The organism is Streptomyces tardus (assembly GCF_018101125.2).
Lineage (GTDB): Bacteria > Actinomycetota > Actinomycetes > Streptomycetales > Streptomycetaceae > Streptomyces > Streptomyces tardus.
The window spans coordinates 3,995,743-4,009,575 of record NZ_JAELVF020000001.1 but is presented as its reverse complement, the minus strand read 5'-3'; the positions used below and the strand labels follow the sequence as shown (position 1 = coordinate 4,009,575).

Here is a 13,833-nt window from a genome sequence, read left to right as displayed (position 1 = left end):
CTCCCCGGAAACGGCGACGACCGGCCACTCGCCCCGCCCCCGGAAACACCGAAGGCCCGTCGCTCACCTGCGACGGGCCCTTGATCAGGAGTTCTGGAGTGGGCACAACTGGGATCGAACCAGTGACATCTTGCTTGTAAGGCAAGCGCTCTACCGCTGAGCTATGCGCCCCTGCGAATGCGCTGACAGCGTACCGCACCGGGCCCCTCCGACTTGGCCGCAGGGATGGGACAATGACCTTCGGCTTCAGGGGCGTCGCACGGGAGAGGATTGCGTGACAGGGATGAGTGGGGGCGGTGCCAGGCGCTGGGGCTTCGGCAGCGGGCGGGTGGAAGGTCTGCGGGAGGACGCGCAGGCCGCGAAGGACGCTGCCGCGGCAGCGTTCTACGAGCTGGACACGGCTCAGCGCGATCTGCGGATCTCCATCGAGACCATCACGGCGGTCGACAACTCGCCGCCGGCCCGCAAGGCCGGGGCCGATTTCGCGGCCTTCGGCGAGCGGATCGACGCGAACAGCCACGACTACATCAACGTCGTCGACGCGCACGATCTCGACCGGGACGGCCTGGACTCCGCCGCCGCCTCCCGGGCTCTGCACGATCTGAACCGGGTCAAGGGCCAGCTGGAGCAGACCAGGACCGACCTCAGCCGCTTCGCCCACAGCATCGGCGGGCTGCTGGAGCACGCCGAGAGCCAGCTCGCCCAGGTCGCCCCCGCGGTCGAGCGCGGACGCCAGGCGCTGCTCGCCGCCACCCAGGCGCTGGACGGGGTACGCGCCGCCGGCCTGAACTCCGACGAGTTGGCCGCGCGGCTCGCTCAGCTCGGGCCGGAGCTGACCAAGCTGAACCAGGGCGCCGGGCAGCACGGCGTACGCCCCACGATCCAACGTGCCGAACAGGTGCAGCGGCAGGCAGAGGCGCTGGCCGAGGAGGCGAGGCGGCTGCCCGAACAGGCCGTCGAGCTGGATCGCCGGCTGGCCTCGCTGCGCACCCGGGCCCAGGCGCTGGCCAACCGCGCGGAGAAGGTCGATCCGGTACTCAGCGAGCTGCGCCGTCGTTTCAGCGCCGCGTGCTGGCAGGACCTCCAGCAGGTGCCGGAGCAGGCGCAGCGAGCGTCCCGGCAGGCGGAGGAGAAGCTGCGGGACGCCCAGCGCGCACGGCAGGAGCAGCGCTGGGGAGACGCCGGCGACCTGCTGGCGTCCGTACGTGCGGTGTTGGCCACCGCCGACGACGCGGTGGCCGCCGCCGGCGAGCGGCTCCAGCGGCTCAACGAGGTCTCGTTCAGCCGGGACAAGGAGACCGAGCAGGTCAGGTTCGCAATCAGGGACGCCCAGCGACTGGCGATGGCCGGGCGGAGCACCCCCGAGCCTCGGCACGCCGGTCCGCTGGACAGTTCGGTGGAGCGGCTGGAACGGGCGGTGGCGGCGCTGGACACGGGTGGCCGTCACCCCGACTACTGGCAGTTCCTGGTCGAGTTGGACGCGATCAAGGAGACGGTCGGCTCGGTGGTCCAGAACATCCGCGAGTCCCGCGCGGGCGACTGACTGTGGTGGCCCCACGCGGCCGACGAGCGGCGGGGCGGCGGCTGCGTGCGGCGGGCCGGTCGGGGCGGGCTATCCTGCCCGCTATGCCGAGATACGAGTACCGCTGCCGCGAGTGCGCTGCCGTCTTCGAGTTGAGCCGGCCGATGGCCGAGTCCGGCGCGCCCGCCAACTGCCCGGAGGGACACGAGGACACGGTCAAACTGCTGTCCGCGGTGGCCGTCGGCGGTTCGGCTGCCGGCGCGCCTGCGCCCGCCGCAGCGTCCGGCGGTGGAGGCGGCTGCTGCGGTGGCGGCTGCTGCGGCTGACCCGCTGCCCGACCCGTCGACGGCGGGGCCGGTCCTGCGACCACCGGCCGGGGTGCGCCCCGGGCAGTCGGAGCGCACCCCGGCCTCCGGCCCGCTGAAGCCCTGACCCGCCGGCCCGTCGGCCCTCTCGGTCCGGCCTGTCTCCGGCCTGTCTCCGGCCTGTCTCCGGCCTGTCTCCGGCCCACCTGTATCGGGGCCGTCCGGCCGGCGTGGCCCCGGCCTGTCACCGGGCCCTACATCCGGCCGTCCGTCCCGCGCGTCCGTCCCGCGCGTCAGGACTCTCCGGCCTGGTCTGCCCGCTCTTCTGCCGACCGCATCCGGCCGGAGATGCAGGTCATCGGACTGCGTTTGTCCTCGTGGCGGCGGGCGCCGATGCTGGGAGAGCCCTGACTTCCACGGCGAGGAGGCAGCCATGGCGTTCGCCCAGCCCCTTCGGCGGCAACTGAACATCCAGCTGGACGAGCACCTGCCGGTCGACAACGGTCTGAGTCGGGTGTATCGCTTCGGCTCCGCGCTCGTCGGCCTGGTCCTGCTGACGTTCGGCGTCCTCGGTCTGGTCGACCGGATCGGTTTCTTCAGCACCGGCGACGATTCCGTCGGCGGGCTCAGTACCAACGGAGCGCTCAGCGTGCTGTCGGTCGCCGTCGGGCTGCTGCTCCTGATCGGAGCGGTGCGCGGCGGGAACTTCGCCTCCACTCTCGACATCGTGCTCGGCATCGGCTTTCTGCTCAGCGGCTTCGTCAACCTGGCACTGCTGGAGACGAGCGCCAACGTCCTCAACTTCGGGCTGCAGAACGTGCTGTTCAGCTTCGCCGTGGGGCTGCTGCTGCTGATCTTCGGGATGTACGGCCGAGTCTCCGGCGGACTCGACCACAGCAACCCGTACTGGCGCGCCCGCCACCCCGAGCAGGCCGAGCGGGAGCGCCGCGCGTACGCGTTCAGCCGGCAGCAGTACGCAGCGCCTCGGCCAGGATCCTCTCCCCCGCGTGTACTCCGCGGACGTCCAGAGCGGTGATGTGCTCGGACTGCCAGCCGCAGTCGGCGAGTTCACCGTGTCCGGGACGCCAGCCGAGGTCGGCGGCGTCCAGCAGATCGGCGTCCAGCAGCGAGTCCCCGGCAGCGGCGACGGTCTCCGCGCCCGTTCTGCGGGCCACCTCCCGCAGCGCCGCACTCTTGGTGAGCGGGGCGGGTACGGCGTAGATCTTGCGGCCCTGCAAGGAGACGGACCAGCCGCGGGGCCCGGCCCAGACGGCCAGCTCCTTCACCCAGTTCGGCGGCAGTTGCTCGCGGTCGACCACCAGGTAGGCGAAGAGATCCTCGGCGACCCGGTCCTTGAGCAGCCACCGTTCGTCACAGGTGCGCCGGAGATGCGCGCGCACCTCCTCCAGCGGAGCGCAGTCCCGCGAGAGCGAACGCCGTACCTCACGGTGCCAGTCCCGGTCGCTCTCGCCGTCGACGAGCAGGTGGCCGCCGTTGGCGCAGATCGCGAACCGCGGTGGTGGGCCCGGAAGACGGACCCGAGCGTACTGCTCCCGGGTGCGGGTGGTCGCGGGGACGAAGTCGGTGCGACCAGCGACCTCCACCAGCGTGCGGGCGGCGGTCTCGGTCATGTACGAGAGCGGGCGGGATTCGTAGACCTCCACACAGAGCAGCCGCGGCGCCTGTGCGTCCGGCACGGTGAGGCCGAGCGCCGCGGCGGAGTAGATGAGGGTGCGGTCCAGGTCGCTGGCGAACAGTGTGTGGCGTCCCCCGGCGACCGGGGAACCGGCGGTGGGCGTCGGTGCCGGCACCGTGGGCCGGGGCTCGGGGTGGGGCCGCGAACGGGGCTCGGTCGGAGGGATCGGTGTGCTCACGAGGCGGCCTTTCCGTCGGCGCCGGTGGCGCCCCTGGTGTAGCGGGGGTGGATGATTCCGACGCAGCTGTACGGGAGTTCGTCGACCTCCTCGACGGGGACGCCGCGCTGCTCGGCGAGCAGCCGTACGTGGTCGAGGTCCGCCCCCGCGCCGCGGCGGGCGAGTATGCGCCACGGCACCCGGCGCAACAGCACGCGGGTGGTCTCGCCGACGCCCGGCTTGACGAGGTTGACGTCGCCGATGCCGTACTCGCGGCTGATCCGCTCCACCGCGCGCCAGCCCTCCCAGGTGGGTGTGCGGTCGGCGGCCAGCAGCGCGGCCGATTCGGCACGGGACGATTCGAAGGTGTCCTCGAAGTGTGCGCAGATCGAGTCCAGGAAGTGCTGCGAGAGGTCGGCGTCCGCCAGCTCCCGATAGAACTTCCCGCCGTGGAAGTCGCCCTCACCGACGAGGTCGGCGCGGAGCACCGTCCGGGAGATCAGCCCGGAGACCGTGGAGTTGAGGCAGGCGGAGGGGATGAGGAAGTCCTCGCGAGTGCCGTAGGTGCGCACGCAGGAGCCGGGGTCGGCGAGCACTGCGAGACGCGGGTCGAACTCAGGGTGGGGCGCCAGCGCCTCGGCGAGCTCGGTGGTGATCGCACCCTTGCCCGTCCAGCCGTCGACGAAGACCACGTCCTCCGGGTGGTGGTGAGTGGCCAACCAGCGCAGGGCGGTGGTGTCGATACCGCGTCCGCGCACGATGGAAAGGGCGTAGTGCGGCAGTGTGAGGCCGTGCCGGCGGTGCGCCCAGCGGCGCATCAGCACACCGACCGGGGTGCCTGCCCTGGCCAGCGAGACCAGCACGGGCAGCCGACCGGCGGCGCGCGCGGTCGCGCCGACCTTCGCCAGATGCTCGGCGAGCACGGTCTCGGTGACGGTGCCGACGGCGTGCGCGACCCGGCGTGCGGAACCGTCGAGTGCGCTGTGGAAGAGCTGCTGGTACTCCTGGCTGGGTTGGTACTCGACCGGGAGCGACTCGGCGTAGTGGGCGCCACCGCTCTGGATCGCCTCCTCGCGCTCCTCGGTCGGCGCCTCCAGCGTGACGTCCGAGAGGTCCTGGAGCAGCCAGCGGCACTCCGGTGCGTCGTAGGAGGAGAAGTCGGGGCCGCCCAGCGGCTGGGGCAGCGGGAGCCGGGAGGGCAGCACGGCGAGCAACAGCCGCGGAGTGTGCTCCGCGAGCCGGGCCAGCAGCCCGTCGGGCGCGTGGAGCTCGGCCGTGTCGCCGGTGGAGTCGGTGACGGCGACGATCGCGTCGAAGCCGGGTCCGTCGGTGCGGTGGACGTTGTACGCGTAGCGCGGTCCCGGGCCGTCGGCCGGGTTGTCGTGCGCGGGGAAGGTGAGCCTGGTGCGGATCGCGTAGCCGGGATCGTCGACCGGAAGCACCGGGGAACGGGTGGTGGTGGAGTACCGCACCTCGGCGTCGACCACTCCGGTGAGAGCGTCGGCGAGCCGCAGCGGCGCGTACATCAACTCCTCGCTGCCCAGCACCAGTACGCGTCGCGCGTCGGTCGGGATCGCCGCGGCGAGCCGGTCGGCCATGGCGGGCAGCGCTGCCTCCAGCCGGACCCGGTGGGCGGGGGTGAAGCCGTGCCGGCCGCCGTCGGGAAGGCCGAACGGCCAGTGCAGTTCGACGCGTTCGGGGGTGGCAGGGCTCGGCTGCGTCGGTCCGGGCCGGTCGGCGCTCTCGTGTGCGGCGACCAGCTCCCGGCCGCGTTCCAGCACTCCGGGCGGGAGCGCGACGGAGCCGCGGGCCAGGGCCACCACGTCGACGCGGGCGCCCAGTTCGGCGGCGAACTTCTCCAGTGCGGCACGGTCCTCGGCGGCGCGCATGTCCACCAGCGCGACGATCACATACCGCTCGCGGGGGCGTACCGCGTGCAGTGCGGCGATGGTGTTGCGAATGGTGCGGCCGGTGGAGAGCTCGTCGTCCACGAGCACCAGCGGGCCGTCGCCGGTCAGCAGCTCGGGGTCCTGCGGCAGCAGGAGGTGGGAGGTGTGGTGGGAGTGCTCCTCCTCGAAGCCTCCCGCGGAGCGCGCCCCGGGCACCGGCCTGCGTGTGGAGTGCAGACAGGGGGCGCTGCCCATGCCGTCCGCGACGCAGTGGCCGAGGCCGGTGGCGGTCTCCGCGTAGCCGAGCACCACCGCGCGCGCGGCCTCCCGGTGGCCGAGCAACTCGCGCACCCGTACGCCAAGTCCGAGCCCGGTGCCGTAGATCAGGTCCGGGCACTGGGGGACGTGCTTGCCGAGCACCCGCGAGACCAGCAGATGGGCGCGCCGGGGGTTGCGACGCAGGGCGAGACCGAGCAGATCGTTGATCCCCTCCCCCTCCAGGCGGACGTCCAGTCGGTCGGTGACCCACTGGCCGCTCCACGGTTCGCCGGCGGTGGGCGCGGCGTGGACGCCGGTCGCGGACGTGGTCGTCGCACCGGCGGTGGGACGGCCGGGGTCGCCGGGTGACGGGGTCGTGCCGGAGGAGTCGTTCACACCGTTCGCCTGATCTGTTGTCCTGAAATCGTTCATGCCAGGCTCGCCCCCAGCAGGTCGACGAAGTCCACGCCCTCACGCGCGACCCCGAACACCTCGGCCCTCAGCAGAGTCCTTTCTGCCCAGGCCCGGTGGGGCTTCACCTCATTCATCTTGTTGGTGTAGGAGGAGCGCACGACCCCGCCCCCGGTGCACTCGGGGCTCAGCACATCAGTGGCGTCGCTGAACTCCTCGTGGCTGACAACCGACAGCGCGTGCACCGGCGCCACATGGCTGGGGTGGATGCAGGTCTTCCCCTGGAGACCGTTCACCCGGTCCAGCTGGATCTCCCGGAGCAGCCCGTCCATGTCCTGTGCGATCAGGTCTGCGCGCAGCTCGTCCGCACCCCGGCCGGTGAAGGGGGTGCGGCGCAGCTGCGGTTTGAACATCCGCTCCTGATGCCGGAAGTACTCCCAGACCGGTCCGGTCACGGTGAAGCCGGTGCCGTCGGAGCGCCCGAAGACATTCACCACATCGGAGATGACCGCGGTCACGGACTTGACGTCGTAGGCCGTCATGTCGGGGCTGCGGCGCAGGGCGTAGGCGGAGCAGAAGTCCGTCACTCCCAGCCGCAGCGCCAGGATGCGGTCCCGGTACTTCTCCGCGACGCGCGCGATGCCGTGCAGCGTCTCGGCCCTGGACTCCAGATACAGCAGCTCGGGCGACTCCAGCACCGGCATCGCGAACAGCCGCTTCCCGCAGGCGCTTTCGGCCGCGGTCAGCGCCTCCAGGAACGCAACGCCGCGCTCCTCGGTGAACTTGGGCACCACGAACCCCGACAGCAGCGCCACCGATTCGCCGAGGCGGGCGGTGAGCGAGGTGATCTGCTCCGCCTCCCGCACCCGTACGAAGAGCAGCGGCAGGCTGTCCGGGGACGCGGTGTCGTACAACTCGGCGAACTGCCGCACCAGATTCGCCTCGGCCGGGACCACCTGGTCGTCCGGTATGGAGTCCTCCAGGCACAGGACCATCGAGACCACGCCGTGCCGGGCCGCCTGCTTGAGGATGTCCGCGGCGAGCTGGGGACGGTTGGCCGGGCTGTAGAGGGTGGCTCCGAGAGCAACGGAAAGGGTCTTCGCGGGAGAGTCCATGTGGAACTCCCCAGGCTCCCGATGGAAGAGCAGTTGCCTGGATTCTGGCCCAATGTGCCGGAAATGGCGCATGGTGCTCCTGTCTCACGTGCATCACGGGCCACTCCCTGCGCGACCCAACAGGCCATCGTAAGACCGATGTCCGACAGTGCGTTTGAACGAACGAGGAAGTCCGGGTGAAAATGGGGTAACTGGACTGTCACAGGGCCGGAATCCGGGAACCGCCAACAGCACGTGCGTGCCGGGGCTCCCGCGAACGGTGTGCGAAGGACCGATGCGGGGTCGGGAGCGCGTTGTCGTCTCCGGGGCGAGCAGGCAGGATGGCAGGCATGACGCACCTGATGACCAAGGGCTCCAACATCCAGCTGTACGCCACCGCGGTGCGCGCCGTGCTGCGTTGGACACCGGGCGCCGGCGCCCCGGACATCGACGCGTCCGCCCTGCTGCTCGGTCACGAGAGCGTCGTGCGCGACGACGCCGACTTCGTCTTCTACAACCAGCCGCGACACCCCTCTGGGCTGGTGCGGCACCTGGCCAAGACGCACGAGCTCGAAGGGCTGACAGACACGGTCGAGGCCGACCTCGCCGCCCTGGACCCCTCGGTGGACCGTGTGCTGCTCGCCGCCTCGGCCGACGGCGGCACCTTCGCCGAAGTCCCGGGCGGACTGCTGCTGTTGCTGCGCGACTCCGGCACCGGCGAGACCATCACCCGCTTCGAGATCGTGCCGGAGACGGGCGAGGAGACTGCCCTGATCTGCGGCGAGCTCTACCGCCGGGACGGCAGCTGGAAGTTTCGCGCGCTGGGCCAGGGGTACACCAGCGGGCTGATCGGCCTCGCGACGACCTTCGGCGTCTCGGTCGACGACGGCGAGGGCGGCGGCCCCCTCGACCTCTCCTCCGACGGCTCGGTGCCGCCGTCACCGCATGCACCACCCCCGGCCGACCCGCCGCAGGCGTGTGCCCGCCGCGGGCCTGCGGCCGACGTCCGGCTAGCGGTTGACGAACTGCGGGCCCTGCGGGGGAAGCGTGAACGCCGGGTCGGGCTGCGGCGGATAGCCGTACGAGGGCGACGGCGGGGCGACGGCACCTGCCCCGTACGCGGGCACCGGGGGCATCCCGGGCGGTGGCGGCGGCGCGGTCGGGCATCGGCGGGGCGGGCGGCGGCTCGGGCGCGGGGTCCGGCGTCGGTCCGGGCTCGGGGATCTCGGGCTCGGACGGTGGCTGCGGTACGCCGGCCTGCGCGGGGACCCGCGCAGGCCGGCGTACCGCAGCCACCGTCGCGGCAGCGCCGCCCGGATACGGCTTTCCGCCGCCACCGCCCGGGATGCCCCCGGTGCCCGCGTACGGGGCAGGTGCCGTCGCCCCGCCGTCGCCCTCGTACGGCTATCCGCCGCAGCCCGACCCGGCGCTCACGCCCCCCCCGCCGGGCCCGCCGTGCGCCAACCGCTCGCCGGCCGCCGGCCGCCCGCGCGTGCCCCGACCTCGTGCACCTACCGGCCGGGTGCACGAGGTCGGGGCACGCGCGCCTCGTGCACCCGGCCGGTAGGTGCACGAGGTCGGGGCACGCGCGTACGGCCGGGCAGTCGCTTCGGCGCGACGCCCGGCCGACAGGTCCCTCGGTCGCCCGACTGCGGAAGGTCAGCGTTTGCCGGTGGACTTGTAGCCGCGACCCCAGGTCATGCCCCAACCGTAGAGCCGGTCCAGATCCGCCTGGAAGCCGTACACATAACGGACTTCACGCCGTACCACGAGCTCGCCGCCCTTGTTCTCGATCAGCATCACGGCGCAGGAGCGAGCCTGCGGTGCCCGCTCGGTGAGTTTGACCTCCACCTGCGGACCGTTGCTCGGCACCAACGTGACGATGGCGTTGGTGCGCTCGAAGGCGGGCGTGGAGTCGTAGACGTAGACGAAGATCAGCAGCCGACTGAACTGTTCGCTCTGGTCGCAGTTGATGTAGAGGGTCTCCCCGGAGCCCGAGCCGAAACGGTCGTCCCCGGTGAGCTTGAGATACGGAGGCTCGTTGAGGTCACCGAGCAGATCACCCAGCGGCTGGACGACCCCCTTGCGGCCGTCCTTGAGCTCGTAGAGGCAGGCGAGGTCGAGGTCGACGTTGACCATGCCCTGGGTGTGACCGGACACAGGCTCCGGCTTGAGCATCTGCAGCGGGTGCCGCAACGAGCCCTTCCGACGCCGCCGTTCGTTCATGTCGGGCATTCGCATCTGCCAGCTGAGGTTGACGCGCATCGTCCCGCTGTCGGCGCCCTGCGCTGTGAGGGACATGGACGGATTGCGCTTGGTCAGCTCGGTGGCATAGCCGGTGCCCACCATCTCGAAGCTCTGCCCTCTGGTCCCACCACCGGTGCGAAAGTGCTCCCACAGAGAGACCATGTGTGCCCCCAATAATCCCGTCGCCGGATGCCCAACTGCCGCGGGGCGGCCGTCGGTTGGCTCTCCGGGAGGATCATGCCTCCCAGCGCCGTCGACGGCCGCCCCGCACACAGGGTTCCGCATTCGAGGCTGTCTTTACACCCGGCTTTACCCGGTGTTCACACAGCGAGACGCGCAGCTACACGTCCGAGGTCACTTTGGCTCTCTCCTGGGCTTCTCCGCCGCCCCCGTCGTCCCCCCGGTGCAGCTTGTTGTACCGGAGCGAGGAGGCGAACGACAGACCGATCAGCACGACACCGAGCAGACCCGTGATGACCTCGCTGATCTCCCAACGGACCGTGACCAGCAGGATCGTGGCGAGTGCGCCGATCGCGTAGTGCGCGCCGTGCTCGAGGTAGACGTAGTCGTCCAGCGTGCCCTCGCGCACCAGGTAGACAGTGAGCGAACGCACGTACATCGCGCCGATGCCGAGGCCGAGCGCCATCCAGAAGATGTGGTTGGTGACCGCGAAGGCACCGATCACACCGTCGAAGGAGAACGAAGCGTCCAGCACTTCCAGGTAGAGGAAGAGGAAGAACGCCGCCTTGCCCGCAACACCCACCGCAGTGCGCTCCTTGCCGGAACGGCGGGCGGCTTCCTCCGCCTCGTGCTCACGCTCCTCCTCCTCTTCGAGCTTGCCCTCGAAGTGGCTGGAGAGACCGTTGACCAGGAGGTAGGTGATCAGTCCGGCGATACCGGCCAGCATCACCGTCGCGGACTTGTCCTCATGCCCCCCGTACTGGTGCGCGACCGGCGCCATCACCACGGCGGTGCCCAGCAGCGCGATGAGCGCCAGGCAGACGGAGAGGCCGTCGACGCCGCCGAGCCGGGCGAGCGGGCGCTCGACCCACGGCAGCCACTTGTGCTCCCGCTCCTCGAAGAGGAAGTTCAGGAAGATCATGAGCAGGAACATGCCGCCGAAGGCGGCGATGCCCGGGTGAGCGTCCGTCACCATCTGCTCGTAGGTTTCCGCGTCGTTCATCGCCAGCTCAACGGCCTCGATCGGGCCCAGCTGGGCACTGATCGCCACGATCGCGACGGGGAACACCAGACGCATACCGAAGACTGCGATCAGAATTCCGATGGTGAGGAAGATCTTCTGCCAGAAGGCATTCATCTTCTTCAGCACACCGGCGTTGACCACGGCGTTGTCGAAGGACAACGAGATTTCCAGGATGGAGAGGATCGCCACGATGGCGAAGCCCTCCCACCCCCAGAAGTATGCTGCGATGGCCAAGCCAGCGGCGGTGACGCCGAAGGACCAGCCGAAGGTTCTCAGAACCACTGGTTACCCAATCTCTCTCATCGAGATCCCCCGCGCGCTCGTACCGCCGGAACGGCGGGCCGCTTCAGGTCGTCAACGACGCGCGCTTCACGAGACGTTGACTCCGAAGTCTAGGGCGATACCGCGAAGCCCCGACGCGTACCCCTGCCCCACTGCACGAAACTTCCACTCGCCGTTGTAGCGGTAGAGCTCGCCGAAGATCATCGCGGTCTCGCTGGAGGCGTCCTCGGTGAGGTCGTAGCGGGCCAGCTCGTTCCCGTCTGCCTGGTCCAGCACGCGAATGTAGGCGCTGGTGACCTGTCCGAACGTCTGACGCCTGGCGTCCGCGTCGTGGATGGAGACCGGAAAGACGATCTTGTCCACCTGCTGGGGCACCAGAGTGAGATCGACCAGCATCGTCTCGTCGTCCCCCCCGCCGGTGCCGCCCACCAGCTCGTCACCGGTGTGCTCGACCGAGCCCTCGGGACTCTTCAGGTTGTTGTAGAAGACGAAGTACTCGTCGCCCAGCACCCGGCCGCCGGCGCACAGCAGTGCACTCGCGTCCAGGTCGAAATCCGCGCCTGTGGTGGCACGGGACTGCCAGCCGAGACCGACCTGGACCTGCGTCAGATTCGGCGCGGCCTTGGAAAGAGAGACATTGCCCCCCTTGGCGAGCGTGACACCCATCTCTGCTGCTTCCTCTCCCCGGTGTTGCCGCGATCAGTTGGTTGTACGTCACATCACCCGGCGCCGCACACCTACCGCTTCAGGAGGTGTGCGGCGCCGGGAAGCCGTGGCGCGGGCGCAGGCGTCGATACGACGCTCACGCGCCGCGGATGCCGGCCCGGGCGGATGCCGGCCCGGGCTCCGTGCGTCGGTCAGACGTTGACGCCGAAGTCCTGGGCGATGCCGCGCAGGCCGGAGGCGTAGCCCTGGCCGATGGCGCGGAACTTCCACTCAGCACCGTGCCGGTAGAGCTCACCGAAGACCATGGCCGTCTCGGTGGAGGCGTCCTCGGTGAGGTCGTAACGGGCCAGCTCGTTCCCGTCGGCCTGGTTGACCACGCGAATGTAGGCGTTGCGGACCTGGCCGAAGCTCTGCTGGCGGGTCTCGGCCTCGTAGATGGAGACCGGGAAGACGATCTTCTCCACCTCGGCCGGCACACCGGCGAGGTTGACCTTGATCGCCTCGTCGTCCCCGTCGCCCTCACCGGTGATGTTGTCACCGGTGTGTTCGACGGAACCGTCGGGGCTCTTCAGGTTGTTGAAGAAGACGAAGCTCTGGTCGTTCGCGACCTTGCCGGTGGCGTTGGTGAGCAGCGCACTGGCGTCCAGGTCGAAGTCGGCACCGGTAGTGGTGCGGGCGTCCCATCCGAGACCGACCAGCACGGCGGTCAGGTTCGGGGCTTCCTTGGTCAGCGAGACGTTGCCGCCCTTGCTGAGGCTGACTCCCACGAGTCCTCCTAGTAGATCGAGATGCGGAGCACTGCGTGCCCCCGTTCACGGATGCCTGTGGTGGTAACGAATCGATCCTAGTGATCGGTTCCCGCTCGCACTCAGGCCCTACAGGCTCTTGAGCGCCTGTACGTACTCGTTCAGGTCACGCGCGTCCGGCAGCCCGTTGATGACGGTCCAGCGCACGACCCCCTCCTTGTCGAGGATGAAGGTGCCGCGCACCGCGCAGCCCTTCTCCTCGTCGAAAACGCCGTACTCGCGCGACACCCGCCCGTGCGGCCAGAAGTCGGACAGCAGGGGGTAGTCGAACCCCTCCTGCTCCGCGAAGACACGCAGCGAGAAGGGCGAGTCGTTCGAGACCGCAAGCAGCTGGACGTCCTCGTTCACGAAGTGCGGCAGCTCGTCGCGCAGAGCGCACAGCTCGCCGGTGCACACCCCGGTGAAAGCGAACGGATAGAAGAGCAGAACGACGTTCTTCTCGCCCCGGAAACCCGAGAGCGACACCGATTCTCCGTGCTGGTTCCTCAGTTCGAAGTCCGGCGCCTTCGTACCAACCTCGACCTGCATCGAGTGCGTTCCCTCCCGTAGCGGCCCAAAGTGACGGACTCCACCCTATGCCCGGGCCGCCCGGGGACACAGAGCGCCCCCGAGGTGGACTCGGGGGCGCTGCGGTGTGTCCGGGCTGCACGCCTGCGGCGTCGGAGCACTCCGGGACTCACGGGAGTGCTCCGAGCCGACGAGATGCCTGGACGAGCGAGCGAGAGCACGCTCGGTCAGTCATCCTCACGCTACGTGGGTAGCTCGGGTGCTCCGTCGAGTCGACGGGCTCGGCGAGGATCGATCCGCCGGCGGGAGGGCCGGCCTGTCGGCCTGATCAGCTCTTGCCCGAACGGCTCGCGTTGGGCGTGACCAGACGGCTGCCGGTCCAGTCCTTGCCGACGTTGAACGGCTTCGTCTGCTGGAGTCCGGCCGTCTGGGCGGCCTCACCGATCTCGCTCGCCACGACGAAGCCGTCACGGCCCGTCTTGGGAGTCATCAGCCAGATCGGGGACCCGTCGTCCACCAGCGAGATGGCGTCCACCAGCGCGTCCGTCAGGTCGCCGTCGTCCTCTCGGAACCACAGGACTACAGCATCGGCGAGGTCGTCGTAGTCCTCATCCACCAGCTCGTTGCCGGAGATGGCCTCGATTCCCTCACGAAGTGCCTGCTCGGTGTCGTCGTCGTAGCCGAGCTCCTGGACCACCTGTCCGGGCTGGATCCCCAGCCTCACGGCGGGGTTGGTCCGCTCCTCCGCGTGGTCCGCGGTCGCGCTCACGGATTGCCTCCTACTCATGT

At 70.1% G+C, this 13,833-nt stretch carries 12 protein-coding genes, 1 tRNA gene and 1 pseudogene; 4 read left to right on the top strand and 10 right to left on the bottom strand.

Annotated features, from left to right (window positions below):
• Positions 1-99: 99 nt before the first annotated feature.
• Positions 100-171 (bottom strand) — tRNA-Val (locus tag JGS22_RS17155).
• 112 nt (positions 172-283) lie between these two features.
• Between JGS22_RS17155 and JGS22_RS17150 the strand changes: the two genes are divergently transcribed.
• From JGS22_RS17150 to JGS22_RS17140, 3 genes are all read left to right on the top strand, one after another.
• Positions 284-1,543 carry a coiled-coil domain-containing protein gene (locus JGS22_RS17150; RefSeq protein ID WP_211042384.1) on the top strand — a complete coding sequence of 420 codons (1,260 nt, stop codon included), beginning with the start codon at positions 284-286 and terminating at the stop codon, positions 1,541-1,543.
• A gap of 83 nt (positions 1,544-1,626) precedes the next feature.
• Complete coding sequence (locus JGS22_RS17145) at positions 1,627-1,848, top strand: FmdB family zinc ribbon protein (RefSeq protein WP_211042383.1); 222 nt, start codon at positions 1,627-1,629, stop codon at positions 1,846-1,848.
• A gap of 412 nt (positions 1,849-2,260) precedes the next feature.
• Positions 2,261-2,863 (top strand): DUF4383 domain-containing protein, encoded by a 603-nt coding sequence (locus JGS22_RS17140; protein ID WP_211042382.1) that lies wholly within the window; start codon positions 2,261-2,263, stop codon positions 2,861-2,863.
• On the opposite strand, the gene JGS22_RS17135 is transcribed toward JGS22_RS17140, so the two are convergent.
• From JGS22_RS17135 to JGS22_RS17125, 3 genes are all read right to left on the bottom strand, one after another.
• The gene (locus tag JGS22_RS17135; protein WP_211042386.1) at positions 2,787-3,638 is read right to left on the bottom strand and encodes an HAD family hydrolase; all 852 of its coding nucleotides are present in this window, start codon (positions 3,636-3,638) and stop codon (positions 2,787-2,789) included. The genes JGS22_RS17140 and JGS22_RS17135 overlap by 77 nt on opposite strands.
• A 59-nt stretch (positions 3,639-3,697) precedes the next feature.
• Positions 3,698-6,082, bottom strand: coding sequence for a phosphoribosyltransferase (locus JGS22_RS17130; protein WP_236074056.1), 2,385 nt, complete (start codon positions 6,080-6,082; stop codon positions 3,698-3,700).
• 173 nt (positions 6,083-6,255) lie between these two features.
• Positions 6,256-7,425, bottom strand: coding sequence for an HpcH/HpaI aldolase/citrate lyase family protein (locus tag JGS22_RS17125; protein ID WP_211042380.1), 1,170 nt, complete (start codon positions 7,423-7,425; stop codon positions 6,256-6,258).
• Positions 7,426-7,673: 248 nt separating this feature from the next.
• On the opposite strand from JGS22_RS17125, the pseudogene JGS22_RS26420 reads away from it, so the two are divergent.
• A pseudogene (locus JGS22_RS26420) lies at positions 7,674-8,141 on the top strand (TerD family protein); the annotation flags it as partial.
• 850 nt (positions 8,142-8,991) lie between these two features.
• On the opposite strand, the gene JGS22_RS17115 reads toward JGS22_RS26420, so the two are convergent.
• The 6 genes from JGS22_RS17115 to JGS22_RS17090 all read right to left on the bottom strand — a co-directional run bounded on the left by JGS22_RS17115 (position 8,992) and on the right by JGS22_RS17090 (position 13,813).
• Positions 8,992-9,741 carry a TerD family protein gene (locus JGS22_RS17115; RefSeq protein WP_211041991.1) on the bottom strand — a complete coding sequence of 250 codons (750 nt, stop codon included), beginning with the start codon at positions 9,739-9,741 and terminating at the stop codon, positions 8,992-8,994.
• Between the two features lie 178 nt (positions 9,742-9,919).
• The gene (locus JGS22_RS17110; protein WP_211041990.1) at positions 9,920-11,065 is read right to left on the bottom strand and encodes a DUF475 domain-containing protein; all 1,146 of its coding nucleotides are present in this window, start codon (positions 11,063-11,065) and stop codon (positions 9,920-9,922) included.
• A gap of 87 nt (positions 11,066-11,152) precedes the next feature.
• Complete coding sequence (locus JGS22_RS17105; RefSeq protein WP_211041989.1) at positions 11,153-11,731, bottom strand: TerD family protein; 579 nt, start codon at positions 11,729-11,731, stop codon at positions 11,153-11,155.
• Positions 11,732-11,922: 191 nt separating this feature from the next.
• Positions 11,923-12,498 carry a TerD family protein gene (locus JGS22_RS17100; RefSeq protein WP_211041988.1) on the bottom strand — a complete coding sequence of 192 codons (576 nt, stop codon included), beginning with the start codon at positions 12,496-12,498 and terminating at the stop codon, positions 11,923-11,925.
• Positions 12,499-12,606: 108 nt separating this feature from the next.
• On the bottom strand, positions 12,607-13,065 hold the full coding sequence (locus JGS22_RS17095; RefSeq protein WP_211041987.1) for a peroxiredoxin: 459 nt from the start codon (positions 13,063-13,065) through the stop codon (positions 12,607-12,609).
• A gap of 307 nt (positions 13,066-13,372) precedes the next feature.
• The gene (locus JGS22_RS17090; protein ID WP_211041986.1) at positions 13,373-13,813 is read right to left on the bottom strand and encodes a DUF3052 domain-containing protein; all 441 of its coding nucleotides are present in this window, start codon (positions 13,811-13,813) and stop codon (positions 13,373-13,375) included.
• Positions 13,814-13,833 lie beyond the last annotated feature (20 nt).

Bases quoted from the DNA above. Each gene is read 5' to 3' on its own strand.
- JGS22_RS17115 (WP_211041991.1), bottom strand. From the start codon at position 9,741: ATGGTCTCTCTGTGGGAGCACTTTCGCACCGGTGGTGGGACCAGAGGG.
- JGS22_RS17140 (WP_211042382.1), top strand. From the start codon at position 2,261: ATGGCGTTCGCCCAGCCCCTTCGGCGGCAACTGAACATCCAGCTGGAC.
- JGS22_RS17105 (WP_211041989.1), bottom strand. From the start codon at position 11,731: ATGGGTGTCACGCTCGCCAAGGGGGGCAATGTCTCTCTTTCCAAGGCC.
- JGS22_RS17095 (WP_211041987.1), bottom strand. From the start codon at position 13,065: ATGCAGGTCGAGGTTGGTACGAAGGCGCCGGACTTCGAACTGAGGAAC.
- JGS22_RS17125 (WP_211042380.1), bottom strand. From the start codon at position 7,425: ATGCGCCATTTCCGGCACATTGGGCCAGAATCCAGGCAACTGCTCTTC.
- JGS22_RS17150 (WP_211042384.1), top strand. From the start codon at position 284: ATGAGTGGGGGCGGTGCCAGGCGCTGGGGCTTCGGCAGCGGGCGGGTG.
- JGS22_RS17145 (WP_211042383.1), top strand. From the start codon at position 1,627: ATGCCGAGATACGAGTACCGCTGCCGCGAGTGCGCTGCCGTCTTCGAG.